Origin of the sequence: Oceanobacillus halotolerans (assembly GCF_010993955.1) — a bacterium.
Classification (GTDB): Bacteria; Bacillota; Bacilli; order Bacillales; family Amphibacillaceae; genus Oceanibacillus_A; species Oceanibacillus_A halotolerans.
In genome coordinates this window covers 1-20,459 of the sequence record NZ_WIXL01000014.1, presented here as the reverse complement: position 1 = coordinate 20,459, position 20,459 = coordinate 1, and the positions used below count along the sequence as shown (strand labels likewise).

General features: G+C 32.7%; 11 protein-coding genes, 14 tRNA genes, 1 rRNA gene and 2 pseudogenes. 4 read left to right on the top strand and 24 right to left on the bottom strand.

Translation table 11 applies throughout. The features are described 5' to 3' along the window. Positions 1-59 precede the first annotated feature (59 nt). The 3 genes and pseudogenes from GHC26_RS13625 to GHC26_RS13615 all read left to right on the top strand — a co-directional run. Complete coding sequence (locus GHC26_RS13625) at positions 60-293, top strand: hypothetical protein (RefSeq protein ID WP_163971805.1); 234 nt, start codon at positions 60-62, stop codon at positions 291-293. A gap of 246 nt (positions 294-539) precedes the next feature. Continuing rightward, a pseudogene (locus GHC26_RS13620) lies at positions 540-704 on the top strand (transposase domain-containing protein); the annotation flags it as partial. A gap of 54 nt (positions 705-758) precedes the next feature. Beyond that, positions 759-1,037, top strand: a pseudogene (locus GHC26_RS13615) (transposase domain-containing protein); the annotation flags it as partial. 140 nt (positions 1,038-1,177) lie between these two features. Here GHC26_RS13615 and GHC26_RS13610 read toward each other — a convergent pair. The 9 genes from GHC26_RS13610 to GHC26_RS13570 form a co-directional block, all read right to left on the bottom strand. Then, entirely contained in the window at positions 1,178-1,978 is an 801-nt protein-coding gene (locus GHC26_RS13610; RefSeq protein WP_226376944.1) for a hypothetical protein, read from the bottom strand. Positions 1,979-1,988: 10 nt separating this feature from the next. Continuing rightward, on the bottom strand, positions 1,989-5,432 hold the full coding sequence (locus GHC26_RS13605) for a hypothetical protein (protein WP_163971803.1): 3,444 nt from the start codon (positions 5,430-5,432) through the stop codon (positions 1,989-1,991). Then, entirely contained in the window at positions 5,429-6,307 is an 879-nt protein-coding gene (locus GHC26_RS13600) for a DUF4007 family protein (RefSeq protein ID WP_163971802.1), read from the bottom strand. Before GHC26_RS13600 ends, GHC26_RS13605 begins: the two co-directional genes overlap by 4 nt. Before the next feature lie 114 nt (positions 6,308-6,421). Next, positions 6,422-11,536 (bottom strand): FtsK/SpoIIIE domain-containing protein, encoded by a 5,115-nt coding sequence (locus tag GHC26_RS13595; RefSeq protein WP_226376943.1) that lies wholly within the window; start codon positions 11,534-11,536, stop codon positions 6,422-6,424. Positions 11,537-11,540: 4 nt separating this feature from the next. Beyond that, the gene (locus GHC26_RS13590) at positions 11,541-13,112 is read right to left on the bottom strand and encodes a hypothetical protein (protein ID WP_163971801.1); all 1,572 of its coding nucleotides are present in this window, start codon (positions 13,110-13,112) and stop codon (positions 11,541-11,543) included. A 10-nt stretch (positions 13,113-13,122) separates the two neighbouring features. After that, on the bottom strand, positions 13,123-14,811 hold the full coding sequence (locus GHC26_RS13585) for an ATP-binding protein (RefSeq protein WP_163971800.1): 1,689 nt from the start codon (positions 14,809-14,811) through the stop codon (positions 13,123-13,125). Between the two features lie 467 nt (positions 14,812-15,278). After that, entirely contained in the window at positions 15,279-15,698 is a 420-nt protein-coding gene (locus tag GHC26_RS13580; protein ID WP_163971799.1) for a DUF6997 domain-containing protein, read from the bottom strand. Between the two features lie 526 nt (positions 15,699-16,224). Continuing rightward, the gene (locus GHC26_RS13575) at positions 16,225-16,584 is read right to left on the bottom strand and encodes a uracil-DNA glycosylase family protein (protein WP_226376942.1); all 360 of its coding nucleotides are present in this window, start codon (positions 16,582-16,584) and stop codon (positions 16,225-16,227) included. 502 nt (positions 16,585-17,086) lie between these two features. Then, the gene (locus GHC26_RS13570) at positions 17,087-17,296 is read right to left on the bottom strand and encodes a hypothetical protein (RefSeq protein WP_163971798.1); all 210 of its coding nucleotides are present in this window, start codon (positions 17,294-17,296) and stop codon (positions 17,087-17,089) included. Between the two features lie 212 nt (positions 17,297-17,508). On the opposite strand from GHC26_RS13570, the gene GHC26_RS13565 reads away from it, so the two are divergent. After that, positions 17,509-18,015, top strand: coding sequence for a hypothetical protein (locus GHC26_RS13565; RefSeq protein ID WP_163971797.1), 507 nt, complete (start codon positions 17,509-17,511; stop codon positions 18,013-18,015). A gap of 667 nt (positions 18,016-18,682) precedes the next feature. Here GHC26_RS13565 and GHC26_RS13560 read toward each other — a convergent pair. The 15 genes from GHC26_RS13560 to rrf all read right to left on the bottom strand — a co-directional run bounded on the left by GHC26_RS13560 (position 18,683) and on the right by rrf (position 20,299). After that, positions 18,683-18,764 (bottom strand) — tRNA-Leu (locus GHC26_RS13560). 7 nt (positions 18,765-18,771) lie between these two features. Beyond that, positions 18,772-18,845: transfer RNA gene (locus GHC26_RS13555), tRNA-Cys, on the bottom strand. Positions 18,846-18,857: 12 nt separating this feature from the next. Continuing rightward, a tRNA-Gly gene (locus GHC26_RS13550) sits at positions 18,858-18,932 on the bottom strand. Between the two features lie 4 nt (positions 18,933-18,936). After that, positions 18,937-19,011, bottom strand: a tRNA-Gln gene (locus GHC26_RS13545). A 12-nt stretch (positions 19,012-19,023) separates the two neighbouring features. Beyond that, positions 19,024-19,099, bottom strand: a tRNA-His gene (locus tag GHC26_RS13540). Between the two features lie 12 nt (positions 19,100-19,111). Beyond that, a tRNA-Trp gene (locus GHC26_RS13535) sits at positions 19,112-19,185 on the bottom strand. 10 nt (positions 19,186-19,195) lie between these two features. After that, positions 19,196-19,280: transfer RNA gene (locus GHC26_RS13530), tRNA-Tyr, on the bottom strand. A gap of 54 nt (positions 19,281-19,334) precedes the next feature. After that, positions 19,335-19,410, bottom strand: a tRNA-Phe gene (locus GHC26_RS13525). Between the two features lie 16 nt (positions 19,411-19,426). Beyond that, positions 19,427-19,503, bottom strand: a tRNA-Asp gene (locus GHC26_RS13520). 84 nt (positions 19,504-19,587) lie between these two features. After that, positions 19,588-19,664 (bottom strand) — tRNA-Met (locus GHC26_RS13515). Between the two features lie 100 nt (positions 19,665-19,764). Beyond that, positions 19,765-19,840 (bottom strand) — tRNA-Val (locus GHC26_RS13510). A gap of 4 nt (positions 19,841-19,844) precedes the next feature. Then, a tRNA-Glu gene (locus GHC26_RS13505) sits at positions 19,845-19,919 on the bottom strand. Between the two features lie 14 nt (positions 19,920-19,933). Then, positions 19,934-20,025 (bottom strand) — tRNA-Ser (locus tag GHC26_RS13500). A gap of 1 nt (position 20,026) precedes the next feature. Continuing rightward, positions 20,027-20,101, bottom strand: a tRNA-Asn gene (locus GHC26_RS13495). An 82-nt stretch (positions 20,102-20,183) separates the two neighbouring features. Next, positions 20,184-20,299: ribosomal RNA gene (gene rrf / locus GHC26_RS13490) — 5S ribosomal RNA — on the bottom strand. Between the last annotated feature and the right edge of the window lie 160 nt (positions 20,300-20,459).

Sequence of the window (20,459 nt, the reverse complement as noted above, 5' to 3'; positions counted from 1 at the left end):
ACGAGAACACCTGGGTTAAAAAACGACACCTTTAAACTATTAAAAAAGGAGTTGAAATTATGTGTGAATCTATTTACGACGGAGATGCGATGAGTAGAGATAAAATGGATGATATCGAGTTCATCATTAATCTATTAAGTTATTCAAAGAAGCTGGAAGAAATGGTTGTTAAACTTAGAAAAGAAGTAAATGAATTAACACCAGAAGAGAAGACCATTCCCTATATTGAACTTCATAGTGATATTTATGAAAATTTCTTTGATCATCCAGCTTTCATTAAGTATCGAAAATAGATTGAGATGTACTTTGACATGGAAGATTTATAAAAATCATGAACAAGGCAGTGAACTTCCCTCTTGTTTGCATAAGTATTCTTTAAAAGAAAACAACTAATTTATAAAAAGTCCTACAGTTTATTAAATAGTAATCTGTAGGGCATTTTTATTTACTGGTAAACACATTGGCGTTGTGTGGTAAATTCTTTGGCGAGTATTGGTAAATAACATGTCAAGGGTGGTAAAATCTATTGGCCGTAATCAGTGGAGACTGCCAAGGGGAACGGGTTAAACCCATTTAATTATCTCAAGTACCTGTTTGAACAGCTTCCCAATATGGATACGACTAATAAAGATAAGCTGGCGCAATTATTGCCATGGTCCTCGGCACTTCCAGAGGAATGCCGCATACCAAATAAATCTAAATAAAGTATACACGAAGTCCCCATCTAAAAAATAGGTGGGGGACTATTTGACGCTTACATTGATAACAACCGTGCAGAACGATCCATCAAGCCTTTTGTAATTGGACGCAAAGCCTGGCTTTTTAGCAATACTGCAAAAGGAGCTAAATCTAGTGCAATCATCTATAGTATTGTGGAGACAGCTAAGGAAAATGGATTGAATCCATTTAACTATCTTAACTATCTGTTTGAGGAACTTCTCAATATAGATACGACAGATAAAGAGCAATTGGCGCAATTCCTGCCATGGTCATTAACACTCCCACAGGAATGCCATGTACCAAATAAATCTAAATAAAGGATACATGAAATCCCCATCTAGAAATAGGTGGGGATTATTTGACGCTTACTAAATTTCAGAATTTAATTAACGAAAAAATAGAGCTAGAATCTATTATCCATCCTAGCTCTACTTGAGTGATAAACCTATCTCTTCATCTATGAAAACGAGCAAACACAAGGTACAGTATCATCAGGTTCATTTAAGAATTTTTCAATACCTTCCCTGTCCATTCTTTCTCTATACTCTTTTAATGTATAAGGCTTCCCATCTTTTTTTAAAATTGACACGTTTTTTTCAAAATGCTTTCTAAAGTTTTCTTCCATTTCTTCTTGTTCTTTGTATCGATTAGGCCAAACTTTATATAATTGAGCATAGTGCCCAAAACCACCTCTTACACATCTTCCTCCACAATTTGCATGAGAAAAGCCTAACTCATACATGCGAGGGAGTTTTATCCCCCATTCATTTTGAATAATTCCCTTAGCATCTATGTCTTCACGGAAGGTTTCTATCATTGGGAATCTTGTTTCAATAGGTTCAATTGGACGATGAGAATAGAATTCACGTAAATTGTCTGCACGGTGAGATTCATGAGGTCCAATGCCAAAATAAAGAATTGGTTCAAGATTATCATTATCACGTAATTCTTCTAAAAAAGTAACAGTCTGATAAACTTTCAACTCTTCTGAGCATTTGGCTAGCCGAGAATTCCCTAAAAACTTATAATCATAGAAAACCTCTTCTGGTGTACGACCATCAATACGTTCAGTTATTTCAATTCCTATATAGTCTGCTACTTCTTCCATAAATCTATAATTATCTTCATCTTCCCATAAAGTATTCGTAAAGAATAAAATACAATTTTCTTTCCCATGAGCTTGTACCATTTGATACGCTACGTATGCGCTTGCTGCACCACCGCTAAACATCGCAACATGTACTGGTTTTCTATCCATTAACATCACCTCATTCAACAAATTCTTCGACAAGACTTAGCACTAAGTATTCTATTTCATCTTTTGATACATTCCTACCAGCATTATTTATCATTCTATAAACATTATTATATATTGTCTTAGACTTTGTCGATAAATCTGCTTTAAGAACAGCTTTATCATTTCCATTTATTGAGAATGTAATATAATCCTGAGAAGTGTCCGTACTTAACAATTTATAGTAGTCTAGAATATGTTTTTTAAACATATTATTAGTTGTATCCGTCCAGTCTTCTATAGGTACACCTACAATAGTAGTGGCTAAATCATCAATCCAGTTATCTGCATTAGCATTTAAAATACTTTTTATTAGTTGATTACTCTTTTGTTGAGGCGCCTTTACAGTTTGAGCCCACCTTTTTAAGTCTGAGAAACTAGATTTCTCAAGCACAGATAAAACTTGTTTCCTTAAAGATTCCTTAAATTCCCCAAGAAAGGCTTCCAAATACCTCTTCTGCTTTCTAAGTAAATCAATATTATTAGTATAATATTTACCCAATTCTTCTATAAAGTTTTGTGGATCAATCTCACTCTTTCTAATATTATCTCTCAAATCCTGCAATTCTTTATCAATTAAGGTTGTCGTTTGAGTAAATCTTGGTAAATTTCTTAACCACCCCAACATAGCACTACTCAACATAATTGGTTTTGGTTTATTGATCGATTTCTCATGAGCATGTTCCCCAAATATGTCTTCTAGGGCAATAAAGAAATCCAAGTACATGTCACTAAAATTATAAAACTTAAACTCATATTCGCTTGCTTCATCAACCATTTTGTAAAAGGTTTTTCCATCAATACCTGATACATAAATTTTATTTCTATAAAACATTAAACTATCCCATTTATCTCTTAACAAACCTACTAATAAAACAGGAATTAGAGGCTTCCTTATCCCATAGGGAGACTCCGATAATATATCTACTAATTCTTTTAGTGTCCCTGTAGTATTTTTATTAATATAGGTTACTAATTCATTTCTCAAATTAGACAAATTCTTAGATTTAATACTATCTAAGTTCTGTATATTAACACCATTATTCTTGAAAACTGTTGCAAAAACAAGATACTCAGGTCCTTTACCGTCTATTCCAATAACGTCATCAAATGGATATTCTATTAAATGGCTAATTACCTTTTGTCCAGCAGTTAATTGAACGTTATTAATTTTTCGTCTATTAAAAGAATCATTTTTTATTTCAGGAGTTTTAGGATAAATGTTATACATTAAATCAGAAAGGTACCGCTCAAGAACTATGCTATTATTTATCTTATACACTCGGGTACTATGATACCAAGTTAGGCTTTCATCAAATTTAGTAAAGACTTCAATAAATTTTTGAATCTCATATTCTATATCTTCAAGTTTTGTTAATAATTCTTCTTTTAATAAAGGGTCCTGGCTTAAAAACTCTATATCATTTAGCCTATTATTAATTTCTTTATGCGCTAATAAATACCAATTTATATTTTCAAGTGATTTTGTAGAAATACAAAAAAGAGAATTACTGTCCTCCCAGTTTTGAACCCTCTTAATTACATCTTCGTATTGAAGTGGATCCTCAAGTAAAACATAGTTAATGAGCGCATCTGCACCTTTTCTTTTTCTAGTTTCATCACTATCGAAAGAGTTATCAATAATTTCTCCACTAAAGACAAAGTTTACAGACGCAAACCTTGTCATACTTTTTTCGTCATTGTAATTATTGGGTAGGTAGAACTTATTATTCAAATTTTTTTCAAGTATTCTCAATTTGGCTGTTCTTGAGTCAGTGGAATTCTCTACATCATTTTCAATTACTTCATCTAAATTTAGAGAGCTACCTTCATATAACTCCCAATAACCAAGCCTTCTGTTAAATCTTATAATTTTCACTTTACTCATTTCATCTAAAATAACTTCTAATTCGAGTAAACCCATCCCAAAAGCAAATGATAAAAAGTCACTAGTCAATTTGAATTGAGAATTTAGTCCAGACAAACTCCATAACGTAATAAATTTCACTATATTTCTTGGTATAGAGTCAGGGTTGTTTGTTGCTAACATTGGAACTTTACGGATCAATCGATTGTAGACTTCCATTATTTTAATAGAATCTTTATTGAAATCTTCGTGATGTGAATCCGAAAAGAAGTAGTCAAACAATTTGTATGGTAGATAGTATCTTTTCGAATTTTCTAAATGATGCTTTAACCCGCCTTCTTCGTTACTCTCTAAAAATGTAAATAATGTTCTTTCATTTTGTGCAAACATGTTTGACAAATGTGGTAATAGGTATACTGTTACAGGGTGAATTGGGTAAGCTCCTTTTATTACCAATTCCTCTATTTCTACTTGATTTAAATCGGGGAATAAAGGATACTTCCTGATCATTGTTACTGTATGCTCATAATCCAAAGATCTATAGTTCATGTTTTGTTTCGATAGTAATGATTCGGTTAACCTAACAAAGGTATTCCTGTCACTATCAATATGATAAAGTTTAAATCTTTTCTCAATCCTTTGAAACTCACTTTGGTATTCTTCATTATGCCTAGTAAAATAGTGTCTTAAATTTTTATGCGTAATAAACAACTGTTGGAACATACCAGAGTAATGATTAGACAATTCAGCAATATCTTGAAGATCTTGCATTGTTCGATAAATTTCATTTGACCCCATACTTTGTAGAAATCTACCAAATTCATCGTAAATAATAAATAACCCTATGTTCTTTTTATTTAATTCGTCTAAAACATGAATAATTTGCCCAACAAAATCCTCATTATAATCAATAACAAACTGGGCTCCGGAAGTTAAACTTGGAAAGATATCTTTAAACCATTCTATTTCTTTATTACTATGAGCAAGGATATTGGATTTCCATACGTCAAATTCTTTATTGCTTTGTTGTAATTTAAAATTGAAGTTTTTAAACGTTTCTGGGAAATCCCTTCTCCATGTTTCCACTGTACCTAAGATATTTGTTATCATACCGGGAACAGTGATGTTAATCCCGTTTTTTTGTAAGGCTCGTATTATTGCAGATATGATCGCTTGCCTAAAAGTACCTTCGTGACCATTTAACACTACAGGAATATACTTTTTATTATTTTCCTTTACTTTCTGAAGTTCATTATAAATGTTATCATCTACATTTTTAAACTTCTTAGATAAGACCGATAGTGTTTTTGAATCTATGTTTTTCGAAACAATTCCACCTATCAATGTACCTAACAAGGACTTTCCTGTACCATATGCCCCAATTATAATGTGAGAGTGACTTTCCACTTCACTATTAAAGCCTTTTAATAGTCCGTATAACGATTCAGCATGTGAAGGAGTTGGTAAGTATCTATCTATAAATTCCTTTTTTCCTAAATCAAATTTAATATTAATACTAGAAGTAAAAGAATTATCTTCTAATGTAATCATACTAAGGCCTCCAACTTTCTCTTATATTCAAATTCTATAAAGTCTAATGGCGAAACGTTAGGTAAATGTACTGTATCAAGGTTGTTTGTGCGCACGAATTTAATTGGATACTTAGAGTGGGTTGACAATATGGTTAAAGCATCAATTATTTCACTTCTCTTCATATTAAATACTTTACCCCATAACCCTTTTTGGTAAGTGATTTCTGAAACTGTTATACTATCAACATTATTATTTTTTTTGTAATCTAATAGAGAGTACATTAAAGCTGGCAGCCCAATCTGTTCAACTTCTGGATGTGTTTTGAACACAATTCCTTTATTTTCTTTAAGTAATTGTATTTTATTAATTGGACTTTGAATAACTTCCTCTGGATCATCAGTTTTTTGTCCTGAAGTATATAACTTAATAAGACAGTCAATATCTCTTTTTAATGACCTCTCTGAAATAGTTTTCTCCTCTTTAGAGTTAACCCAGTTAACAAATAAATCAAATAATTCTTCTTTAGAAATACTCTTTTCTGTTAATTCATTAAAAAACCAATACCAAACTGTACTTGGTTCCTTTTCCTTAACTAGATGATAATGAATAATAGAAGCTGTTTCATTAAATTGGATAAATTTATCATATGTATCCAATATTTTCCCAAATCTTGTAAGGTGATGAACTTTTTTTCGTTTATCATTAAATTTTTCTTCAATAATTCCTGTTGCAACGACCCAAAATCTTAATGATTGAACCATGTTTTTACCTAATCCAATCTTCTCAAAAGCATCTTTATCATAAAAGAATCTCTCATCTGTTTTTAACGGTTTTATTGCTTTACTTAACCAACGATCTCGCAAATAAAAGCTTTGATGTTGACCATAACCCATTTCATTCATCCTTCCGAAACTATTGAATTTCAATTTATTACTGGAAGAAGTTCTCCAGTAATAGTATAGCATAAAATAAGCCACCTAGATAAGACAACCTAGGTGGCTTTTATATTATTTCTCAAAATACTTTAATAAAGCCCTTTTTACATCTAATGTTAAAAATGGACTTTTACCCCGAATAGGTGAGGTACCTAATTTCGCTAAAAAGTCACCCTTGCCACCTAACTTTTCTGCACCATTTTCATCTAAAATAATGGTTGAGGCTGTTGCATCAGTGGCCCTTAATGCTAGACGAGCAGGGAGATTACTTCTAATTTTGGTATTGATAATCTCAGCTTTAGGATTTTGAGTACAAATAATCAAATGTATACCTGCAGCTCTTGCTTTTTGACCTAGGCGCTGAATAGCTGTCTCTACCCTTTTGGCTGTTTCCTTATCCTGAGACATAAAATCAGCAAACTCATCGAAAACAATAACAATCCTAGGTAATACATTCTTTGTTAATTTAATATAGTCTGATAAGTTACTAACATATTCTTCATTCATTATTGTATAGCGACGTTCCATTTCTTCAACAGTGTTTTCTAACTCCTCTACAGCAGCTTCAATTTCATTTACGACTTTTGTAGTATGTGATTTATTTTGATAAAAATTAAACTCTACTTGTTTCGGGTCAATGAAAATAAAATTAACATATTCTGGTTGATATAAGCACATTATACCTAAGATAATTGAATTTAAAGTAACACTTTTACCACTACCAGTAGTACCCCCAACAAGTAGGTGAGGGGTAATTGAATCTGCTAAATCAACACTGATTACTTGATTTAAAGGGTCTAGCCCTAAAGGAGCAATCAAGTTTGTTTCTTTAATTTCCTCATTCTTTTGCTCTCTTACCATTTCCATAAATTTCTCAAAATATATAGTGTCAGGCTTTTCTCTACTTATATCGATGTAGCTACCTTTTTTATCAATGTTAATGATTGGAGTTTCATTTAACCCTAGCCAAACTTGTATATCTTTAATTTTTGATGTGATTTTCTTAAAAGGAACATCACTTGGATAATCTAAGTAAAGCCTAATGACACTTGAACCAGCAATAGCATTGTGTTCCGGTATTCGCAAATGAATTCCGTTTTGGTTAAAGTTGTGTTTTAACTTTCTAATATATTCATTTATAACAGACCTTATATCGTCATCATTGCCTTCGTACTCTAATAACAATTCTTTTAGTGCAATTTTTTCTGGATATTCACTAAAGTTTTCTAAATGAGCCTCTAGTTCTTTGTCTTTCTTATCTTCTTCCTTGTCACCAGAACTCTCCTGGCCTTTTGAGTAGTTATCTACATCATCTTTTTCCATATCTGTACTACCAGGTTCCATTTCCTTTTTGGAATTCTGTATATCTTTCTCACTGGTTGTTTTCTTTGTTTCTTCACCACTATGAACATTATTTTCTTCTTTATATGTAGAAGAATTCTCTGTTTGAGCGTCGGCAGTAACCATTTGTTCTAAAATATTCTGTTTCGCCTTCTTATCGTCTAATATAACTTCTTCATAATCAGGAGTATGCTCCTCTTTAGCACCTAAGCGTTCAAGTATAAATGAGCGATTAAAAATATAGTTATTGTATCTTTCATCAAGTATATCTAAATATACACCATCAGCAATCTTTTCAATAGATGTGTCGGTTAGATTAGAAGTATAACAATAAACATCTATAGAGGCTGAAATTTTCACTTTTATATCTTCTACATTAACATGCTGCAATTTCTTTAGTAGGTTAGCATGCTCTGGGGTATAGGCTCCCCTTTCTACAAAGTAGTGTACTAACTCTTCCCGCCAAAATTCAGCATCAGTATGATGAGAATCAAACTTAAATAACTTGTTATATAGGCTTTCTCCAGCCTTAATTTGTTTGACAGCATCAAATCTTTCTTTTTCTAAAATACTGTGAGTAATAAATTTCAATTCAATCAAATCAAAATTAATTGTTAAATTATTATCTTTTTCAAATAATGTAGTCAAAACAAGATCAGGGCGACGCTTATTCCCGCTAAACCATGGTAACTCATCACAAGCTGACCAGGCTTGTAATTGGGACGATTCGTCTTTTGTTCTTCGTACAGTAGATAAGTGAGTCGCTAACATTTCATGCGAAAATTTACCAGCTCCTAAAACTTTTAAAACCAATCCCCCGGAAATCTCTTTAACATTATTTACTGCATCAACAATTTTGTCTTTCTTAATATCTTCATTCATCAAAATTGATGTTAACTTTCTTGTAAACCTATCGTAATACTCATAGTCCTCTGATTTCTCGCTTAACTTTCTAATATATTTTGATGAAGAAAGAATTAGTTTAAATTCTTTATTATATCCAGCTTTTGATTTATATTGAATAATTTGCGCTTTAGACGAGGTCTTTTGTAATAAAGATTTATCTAAATATCGGTCCATAATCATTGCCCAATTGAAGTTATCATGCATAAAATCAATAATTTGTTCATTAGATTTTTTGTTTATTGAAATTAAGTTTTGTAAAACATGTAATTCTTCTGGAGCAGGCATAGCATTAGAATTCACCGTATATTGAAGCTGATAAAAGTTTTGTAAGATATCTGGTAGATGTTCACTAACATATGGGATCCGTTTAACCATTTCATCTTGTTTTAAGGGTTCCTTATATGTAGTTGCCAACCAATCTTGTGATACATTTGGTTTGATTTTTTCAAGCTGATAATTTATTTGATTTGTTTGACCAAAATAATCAAGTAGAATTACCAAATCTGCATCCATCATATGTCGTTCTGACTCTTCTTTAATTTCACTAACTCTACTACCTGATATAACGTTTATTTCTAGTTTTGGAAACAATTTAAGGTGCTCTGGTTTGGTATATTCTTCTTGATGAACAATCCATTTGTTAATCTTATTATGAATAACTGCTGCCTGTTCAGAGTGAATGGTTATTTTCAATTTATTTATTTTCGTCTGTCTAAATAAATTTTTTATGGCTTCAGTTATAATATCGGCACTTTGACAGTGTAAGAATAAAATATCTAGCCCGTCTTTAGAATAGGGATATACTTCCAAATAATTTCTAACCACTTTAACTAATTCTTTGGAAAGTTCTTTTGATAAGTGATCTACATTTTCAGGAGGACGTGAACTTAATACAAATTCCCCTTCACCCATAAGCTCACTATTTTCCAATAAAAACGACGGATCACCATCTATGCTAAAATATCTAGGTGCTAACTTTTCTGTAGCATTATTCGTGTAAAGTAAATATTCCTCTACTTTTTCAACATCCAAATTGTTTTTAGTAGCTCTCTTAAACCAGTCCTCAATTTGATCGGAGACTTTTTCAAACCTTTTAATATAAGCTAAAAGCCTTATAGGGTTTAAAACGGTTAATATTCTTCCTACAGGCAAATCATTCTGCAGTTCGCTATCACTAAATTCATCTATAGAACCTATTAAGTTAAATGCAAAATATATATGTTTGTTTATAGATACTGATTCATATATATTACCTAATAGTTCTTTAAGTTTTCCCTCATATTCCTGCACATTAATCGAGAATATACCATCCTCAATAATACTCACTAATATATTCTTATAGTAATCAATAAAAGATTTAAATTTTTCGTAGTGATCTTTCATCTGATACTCATCATTTTCAAAATAATAGCGCACATTAGTAAGCACAAACTGCCTTATATCCTCAATTTCAACTTCATTTTCATCTAGTGTTTTAATATATGGAACTACACCTTTATCTTTTACCGTATCAATTAAATCAATTGTTTGTAATGTCTCCAAAGAGTTTATTTTAAACTTTTTACTATCGATTACATCCTCGTTAACAATTAATTCAATATTAAAGGTTACCTCTGAGTTCCTTACTGACGTATCTGGATTTGGTAAAGAAGTTTCATCAAATGATATATTTGATACTACTTTATTTATATTTTTCATGTAGAGTACGATAAGTTGCCAAGCAGTTTCAGTTATTTTTGAATTTACAACACTAACTTTAAAAAGTGAATTTGCCAGGTTCTCTTCAATCTCTAAATTGTCATCTATTAAAGTAAACGACTCATATAACAAAGCATAGGTTATGTCTTCATATTCTGATGGATGTCTTTTTTTCTCAATAAGTCTCGAAATTTTTCTGGTGAGCCCCGGAGTTTGGTTTAACATTGGTTCAAACTCCTCTAAAAATTCTTGCATAGCATCGGGGTCTTCTTGAGCTTCAATTTCTTCCATGCCAGCTTGAAATTTGTTATCTTGTTCTTCTGTTAAATTTTCAGATTGATCATAAACCTCTTTCACTTGGTCTGTTAATTTAACTTTCTTTTTAAACTTAAAGATATTAATTATATCCTCATAATCATAATTTAGTAACTCTTTATCTTGTTGGTTAATAAATGAAATAACCTGCGACCTTAGTTTATCTGGATTTGTCTTCTGCCATATCTCACTATAAAAATCACCTTTTTCTTCTTCTTCTAGGAATTGGTATAGGTTATTTAGTAATTTTTCCGGGTCATTATTTTGCAAATTAGCAAGATCAAAATTATCTCTCAAACGTTTTAAACTCGATTTATTAATCATTAATTTCTTATCAACAAATAAATTTAGAGATGGTAAGTTTTGTTGAATCCTATCAATTACTGATGGAGATTCATCTTCAAGTATTTTAGTAACAAAATTTAAGATATTTCTTAATTGAGGTTCGAAAACCTTATTAGTCATTTCTAAAAAAGTCTGAATATTTTCTATCTCTTGACTTGCTATACTACCAAGCTCTGATATTACATTGTACAATATCTCTAAACTTTGTTTCTTTAACAAATATGATTCATCGATAGTGAACAGATTATCTAGGCTCTGAGCCTCAGGTGTCATCTCATTTATAATTAATATAAGCGCTTCCCCATGCTTAGTGTTATTTCTTAACCAAGTACTTGTCTCATGTTCTTGATATGAAAATTCCTCATATCCATCCATTTGAGTAATAGTTCTTATTTTAACTTTATAGTAATCATCTAGCTTACTAAAATTTTGAGCAATGTTTGTTAGTAGTTCACTTATATTTTCATTAGTAAGTCCACTTATTTTCATAAAGACCTTTTCAGCATTGTCTTTACTTTGTGTTGCTAAATGATCTTCAATTAAACTTATTAACCATTCACTTAATAACTTGTCACTATTCAAAGCATTACACCTCCGAAGCACCGTAAGGATTTCTAATCATTGCGGTTGCATCTGAATATTCGATTAAAAGTCCATTTTTCTTGAGCTTCTCTCTTAACGCTTGTTCATTTTTTTGATAATAACTGATATTTATACTTGACTTTTCGTAAAGGCCGTTGTCACGAGCAGCCTTTTCACCGATTATAATATTATACTTTTGATACAAACTTTCTAGAAAATCGCTAAATTCTTTCGTTTCACCTGGTCCTACATTAATATAGACCAGTGTTTGCAGGAAATTATCCGACATAAAATAACGATATTTTGTTCCGGTTCTATATCCACCTAAACCACCATCTCTAACAAGTATTTTAATGATACTTAATTGGTGTCTTTTAAGTTGATCCGATACAACATCTTTAACCGTATTATATAGCTTACCTCTTATATCCTCTTGGCTATTGCATTGTTGTAATGCTCTTTCTACGGTTTTTTTCCTGCTCTGTAGCCTAGTTAATCCCATTAGTGATAAAAAATCGTGAGGTTTCTCCTTCCACTTTGTCAGTTCTTCTTCAATATCGTTTATATCACTCAATTTTTCCTCAAAATTACTTTTAAATGATTTTTCAAATTTATCTTTAATAAGCAAATCATTTTTTTGGAATGAGCTAGAAGCCAACTTTAAAATTTGTTGTTCTTGTCCATCAATACAATCAAAGAAGAAATCGATTTTCTGTTCATTCGAAACCTTTGCGCGATCATACATGTATCTCATTAATTGGAATGTAATAAGGCTCGTTAGTAAAGGAAATAATTCATAAATATCAATGTCGTTATCAATTAAAGTTGCTAACTCCTCTGCAAATTGTTTATAAAAGGGGTGGTCTAATACTGGTAAATAAGGTGTTTCACCCTTTGCCTCTTCAGTTTGATACAAATAAGCAGGTCTTTCTGAAGTTATTGTGCTATTATAATCTAATGCTTCATTTATAGAAGTCACTATTTTTTCAATAGGGACATTTTTTGTGAGTAACTTTCGAAACCTTCTTTCTATCTTTTCTCTAGTTTCTAAGTTTTTTTCTGTCCCATAGTAAAGCATCAAAAAATATAATTCGCCACCACGTGCAAAGAAATTTCTTTCGTATGCCGTATCATCGCCTTTTTTTCTCACTTCAAAATATAACAATGCTTCGTGTAGTGGATACAATGTTCTAGCATACCAAGACCGATCTGCAGCTTTCCCTCTCCCATCATATAAGGGTACTTCAAGATTTCTCAAGAATTCTTGAATTGCATCTAGACTATTTTCATCTTGTATAGTTTCGATTAGCTTTTGTCTTTCATCAGTCTCTAATTTAACTATACTTCTTTTACTACCTTCCTTAACTCCCTCAAAAATGAACCTACGTAAACCTAGTGACTTATTTCTTAAGTACTTTTCAGATCCTAAATTATAATCAGCTCCTACTAATACATTTAAGAATTCTAGAACATATTCAGGACCTCTTTGGCCATCAGTAAAACGATGTCCCCATATTTTTGCCGAAAGCTGCGAGGAAAACTTTTCAACATTATTTTCTGTAGCCTTTTTCGCCATTTTTATCCCCCTATGGTAAATCGATTTCATCTTCTATAAATAGTCCTAAACGCTTATCCAATCTTAATAAATTCAATGTATACTCTTCAGGTTCACTATCCTTTATTAGTTCATTCTTAAATGTCTCAATAAGGATGTCCACTTCTTGCTGTAAAATATTATGCGTTCCGCCACCGTTTAACCGAATTAAATACTCAAATAAAGATAAATTCAAAGTCAACTTTTTTTCATCTACATTTAAAACAAATCTTGACGGTATATAATCAATGTCTTTACGTTCTTCCTCTTCTTCTATTTTCACCTGTTTATTCCTATAGGAATCATAGATCATAAGATTTTCTGTTGTCGCATATAAACTTTTGCCATTTTTAACTAAACGATTAGAAAATGCTCTATTAAGTCCGTTAATTAAACCCCTTTTTATATGCGTTTGTTTTTGTTGATTATTAAACATAGAACTATATTCACTTACATACTCAAATGGTAGTAATTGATTCGTATCAATTAGTTCTCCATCTGTCACTTCAAAAAATACTTTTCTTCGCAATTTATGAATCCATTCGGAAATAAAAGTGTCCGAATTATCCTTATTATGATCACGGTAGATTCTTAACCTTTTACTAAAGAAGCCAAATTGCAAATCTAATTCATTATTAAATAATTCTTCATGTGTTTTTGCTAAGGAGGAATCACCAGAGATATCCCCATTTATAATAAAGTCATCGATTCTTGAATGAGAGTAATTTCCAGGATCTAAAGTTTTGAATACCTTTAAAGCATACATTTCATTAAAAGCATCTTTATGAGCTTCAAGACCATAAAAGTTTTGATAGTAAACTTTCTTAGTCTGGTCTTCAAGTTCTCTCCAATCTGCATCACGAATATCTTTGCAAGTATATCCGCCAGTAAGCATATAACTAATATGAATTAACATTTCACGCATCGTGATATGAGTTTCTAGAAAATCTAATAGTCTATATTGTTCAACTAGTTTTTTCTGTACATCTTTTCTCGATGTCTTAATATGGTTATGGTATATAACACAACGGTTCTTTTTTGCACAGCCATTACATGGGGTCCAATTCTCTTCTTTATTCCACTCTTCTAACACACGTTCAACATAAACAGAGGAAGTAACATCTAATAAGTTAATAATACTAAAATCATCTGTATTATTTAGATGTGATTCAAAGCGCAATTTCACTTCCTTACCTAATTCCTGAAATTCATTATTTCTAGAAAGAAACTTTGTAAGTTTCCCTTCGTTTGCTGCAATTAAATAATATGTATTTTCAGTATGATTAGTATTTATATAATTTTGCAATCTTGATAACTCACGGAAAATTATGTCATCTTTTAATTCAGATAAATCTTTCAATATTCTAATTCTGCCATGAGAGAATGGAACTTCTACAATACCTTCATTTGGCCAATCTTTAAGTGGTTCACTTGAGAAAGCATCATGAACCCTCCTGCATAATCTAGTCTTTCCATCACCTGCATTACCAGTTAGAATGATACTTCTTGGACTATTTGTAAAAACATCTAATAAAAATTGTTCAACTTTAGTAGGAATGGTGAAGTTAAAGTTATATTCTTGAGAAGAATCATCATGCGTATACTCATCATATATTTTCGCATGGTTCGGTGATAAAACATTAAATTGATCTAGATAAGTAACAAACGGATTCTCACTCATAAAAACTCTCCCTTAATTATTATTTAAAAATTCAGATTATACCAGTATTGTTGTTATTTTCATTATACACACTAGACTATTACATTTACACCTATAAAACAGGAATTTTTTGCTTAAGTAGAGATTTTCAATATGTAATAATTATAATCATTAAGTTTTAGATACCTTGCACTAAAAAAATATTGTCCCTCTTACCTATCCACAAAATATAATCTAATCAAAGCGAGCTACACATATTTCATCTGAGCACTTATTACAATAGCAATGTAAATTCAATATATTTCATTTATGAAAAAAAGAGAAACAAATCATGTCCTATGCTAATATGAGGGTTTTTAACGGTACTTTCACACCTCTTCCTACATTTCCGTTATTTTTCAAGAATATATGCTGAATAATTTTTCACTTTTAAATCATCATAGCTCAATGTTATTTTCCTAGGGTCTGGTACTTCACACTCCACAACATTATAGAGTATAGAATCTTTCTTTTTTATGATTTATTTTCAGATAAACAGGAACAATCTCAATATGTTCAGGAGTATTTGGTGCTAGTGCTAGGATAGGGTATAGCAACTTATGCTTTGATAATGAGGATAGTGAATTAGAGTTACGGTCAATTTTAGCTTCTAAAACAAATAATATGTCTTTCCCCAATCTTTTTTCGACAAACAAAGCATCAATCTCAACTTGCCCATTATTATGTATGACTTCCTTTTGTATAGTCGAGTGCGGCTTAAAATGAAAGGTAAATGTTGAATTAGAAGTTGCTGGTGCTGAAATACTTTTGTTTGTATCTAGACTTAATGCAGCACTTAATAACCCTGACGATAAACCTAAATTTACTAAGGAACTTTCTGTTAGTGAGGGTATTATTTTATACGGCAAAAGTTTATTTACAATGTTAGATCCTGGTTTGTACTTAATAGGGTCTTCTTTAAAAATATCCCTATCAAATAAAAAGAAATCTTTTCATTTCCCCTCTACTTTAACTAATGCAAATTGTGTACCTTTTCCGGTTGGAGATTTACCTAATCTTAACACCATACAGTTATTACTCTTCAAACTAGAATGTAACCTTTCCCATCCATCCACAGATATATAATCAGGAGCTCTTAATTTTTCTATACCATTTTCTGTTAAATAGTCTTGAAAAGATAACGGACCATATAGGCCAGAACGCTACTTTTTTAACTGTTTAATTGCGTTATCAAAAACGTCTATTTTAGTCGCCATTTGTTCCACCACCTCACACTTATTATCATTATTTCTTTAAGTTCAATTGCTGGTAGTATATGGTGTAAATTAACTAATATGGTCAGCCCACGACGGAGGACTAATCACAATTTCTTAGTTTTATAAAACTTTTAGGGATTATATCTTTCCATGATTCTCTTTGAAATCCTATTATAATCTATTCTACCCGCTTACCATAGGTTTGAATTACCTTATAGACAAACTGAGCACTTCGTTCATGATCCGTACTTTTTATATTTTGGAAAAACTCAGAAAGGGAAAGATAATCAAGAAACGGCACACCTGTTTTACCTGCACCATATCTTCCGGGATTAATGCCACACAATACTATTCGAGGTTGCAATTCGGAATAAACTTGTTTAAAGAAGTTGGTTACAAGTTCTTTGTTTTTGAGGAACCTAGTTAGGATGTGTAGATTGTTAGCCTTTAAATAATCACTAAGCCACTTATCAGCACCGGTAGTAATATTTTGATAAAAAGCTAATTTTTGTTCAACTATTGGAACCATCTTATTCATATAAAAAACTCCCTTTGTACTGAATTCTAGGAAGAATAATCTAGATGCGTGATTATATGATAGCATAATTTAAAGACGAAACCCTTACCTTAAATGGTCGATCGAGTATAAGAAATTGTTGGCTACCACTCGTGAAAAATAAATTTATTTTTAATCTAACACGATAACAATCGAAATAACAAAACTGGAAGTCAGGCATACAGGAAGTAATATAAGAATAAAGAGTGGTTGATTCTTGATGAACTTAATATGATCCATCAAGGATGTTACAACCCAGAAAATTTTCAGTAAATAAAGATAGGAGAATCATCGAGAGATAATAATAAATATGATTTCTATAAATAGCCCGAGTATTAACCCTTAAAATCTTAGCTAACACAAAGTATCAACTCTAAAATAGTCACTTGGTTGCTCGAACACCCTACAATCAAACCAATCGCTTATAACACCGCCACACTTGCTACAATATAATGGAATTTCCTTTCCACGGTACATACTATTGTCACGTAACATTAGCAGCGGCTTCCAAAGATAAAAAGATATGCCTTCCAAATTCTCCTATACACTCTTTAGGTTGAATATATTCATTTAAGGAACTATATTTAACAGATAAGTACCACCTTTTGCCTTCATGGTGTTTAACTAGCTTTCCTTTTAATACATACATTAGATGTACAACATAGACATCTTGACCTAATTTCAATAACGCCATAACAAGACCACCTTTTATTAACCATCTTTTTTATTATTCTATCACAATAAAATTAATGTAATATATTGATTGATTAATTATTGAATAATCATTTAATATTTGTTATGGATGGTAATGTATTAGAACATAAAAAATGAAGTTTCCGGTATTTCCTGGTTGAATAGTTGCATCGTCTAAGGTGCAACATAAATCTATTATAAAGGAGCAGTAAAATGACTCAATCTGACAGTTATATAATTATTACAAGAGACTTCAACGTAGATGTAGCCGAAAAATTAAATTTAGTAGATTACTTAGAACTAAAGCTAAATACTAATAACAATGAATACGATATTATTCATAATGAAGAAGTAATTGGTCATATAACTAATAATACAGTTATGCAGAAGTATTTTAACAATAAGAGTAGTTTATTTGCGTTTGTTAGTGATATTTATCCGGGCTCTACAAATGAATATAAAATTAAGGTCAGTAGTATGCCAAAAGAAGAATTATTTGATTATGTGCTGAAAGAAGTCAATGATTCTATTTTAAAACAATGGATAGATATAACTTACAAAGATTACTATAAATCAGAAGACCAAATAAAAATTAAATACAGGAGAACTGGATGTCATAATTGTAAGGCACCGATTAATACGGAGACTCATAATATTTGCAAGAAATGTAAAGGTATAAAGTGTGATTGTGGATCGTGCTTATGCGATTATAATGAATAGAGAGGTAATGTTGAATTATATATAATGAAATTAATCAAGTATTTTTAGTGGTTGTGGACTGTAACTGTCTGCACCTTTTTAGACTTCCGATAACGGATGACTATGAGGCGCAAAGCATACCCCAGTCAATTAGACATATAGAGTATAGGGCAGGCTAACTAGCCAAATTTCAAGAAAAACTTGGATAAGTATTATTAATCTGGTTATCGGTGTCAGTCCCCTGCTTCACTAATGCTTCACTACACTGTGGGGTAGGTAACAAAATCCAAACGACACTAGCACGACTTCGGGATATATGAAGCGCTCCTCTCCTGGCTATGGTCCACAACATGATTTTACCTGAAAAGCAGTATTAACGTGGACTAACGTATGACAAACAATAAATAGATCCTATATAACTCCATATTTTTGTCTAATCCTAACTCGATATAAGTGACTGCTATAAACATATATCTTTGATTGTGAGGTTTTTTAATTCTGAAATTCTCACTTCAATCTGATCCATTTGCAAATCAAACTATATTGTGTAAAAAATGTGCAAAACAAATTCAAATCCTACCTTTTCCACCCTTTTTCCTACGAAATCAAAAAACACCCACAAACATTGATGTATCAACATTTGTGAGTGTTTTATCGTTTTTAAAATAAACTCGTTTTCATCTAAAGATACCGGTGGTCGGGGTCGAACCGACACTCCCGAAGGAACACGATTTTGAGTCGTGCGCGTCTGCCAATTCCGCCACACCGGCAGATAGTTGGAGGCGGTAACCGGATTCGAACCGGTGATAAAGGTTTTGCAGACCTCTGCCTTACCACTTGGCTATACCGCCGCACAAATAAAATGGAGCGGAAGACGGGATTCGAACCCGCGACCCCCACCTTGGCAAGGTGGTGTTCTACCACTGAACTACTTCCGCGTAATGGCTGGGCTACCAGGATTCGAACCTGGGATACACGGGATCAAAACCCGATGCCTTACCGCTTGGCTATAGCCCAATATATAATATATGGGGCGACCGGTGGGGATCGAACCCACGAATGCCGGAGCCACAATCCGGTGCGTTAACCACTTCGCCACGACCGCCATAATAGAAAATGGCAGGGGTAGTAGGAATCGAACCCACATCAAAGGTTTTGGAGACCTTCGTTTTACCATTAAACTATACCCCTACTTAATATATGGTGGAGGGGGAGAGATTCGAACTCCCGAACCCTGAGGGAGCGGATTTACAGTCCGCCGCGTTTAGCCACTTCGCTACCCCTCCATATAAAATTACTAAATTAGTATATTCATTAAAACACTTTTTCGTTCCGATAAATGGTGGCTCGGGACGGAATCGAACCGCCGACACACGGATTTTCAGTCCGTTGCTCTACCGACTGAGCTACCGAGCCGTAAAGTTATTTAAAGTGGCGGTCTGGACGGGACTCGAACCCGCGACCTCCTGCGTGACAGGCAGGCATTCTAACCAACTGAACTACCAGACCAATATAAATTGGTTGCACTCTACAAGTATTACTAACCCTCAATTAGCAAGGAAATGATATCGATGTTGTTAATTGAACTAAAATTGGTTGCGGGGGCAAGATTTGAACTTGCGACCTTCGGGTTATGAGCCCGACGAGCTACCAGACTGCTCCACCCCGCGATATAATTCAGATCGCTAACTAGTGAGTGCGACATTTACTATTTTATGATATTTCCCTTCATGATGCAAGGATTTTTATCAAATTATTATAAATAACTAATGGTGGAGGATGCAGGGCTCGAACCTGCGACCCCTTGCTTGTAAGGCAAGTGCTCTCCCAGCTGAGCTAATCCTCCATATTGGTGACCCGTACGGGATTCGAACCCGTGTTACCGCCGTGAAAGGGCGGTGTCTTAACCACTTGACCAACGGGCCAAACACTTAAAAGATGGCGGAGAGCGAGGGATTCGAACCCTCGAGGCCGCGGTAGCGGCCTACACGATTTCCAATCGTGCTCCTTCGACCACTCGGACAGCTCTCCATGGCTCCACAGGTAGGATTCGAACCTACGACCGATCGGTTAACAGCCGATTGCTCTACCACTGAGCTACTGTGGAATAGTCATAATGAGTATATAATTATGTTATGTTCTAATACTTTTGTGCTCACCTTGTTATTGGAATGAAAGAAAGTAATTAAGCCTGGCGGCGTCCTACTCTTGCAGGGACAAAGTCCCAACTACCATCGGCGCTGGAGAGCTTAACTTCTGTGTTCGGAATGGGAACAGGTGTGACCTCTCCGCTATTGCTACCAGGCATTTTATTTAAATCATCTTGATTTTCTTACCAAGAAATAGTATATACAATTTCAAGGAGAAATCAAGTATAAATTAAATATATGTATTTAATTTATACCCTAAAAACTAAATAAGAGTCTTGTATCAACGAAACAACTAAATAGATAGTTAAGTCCTCG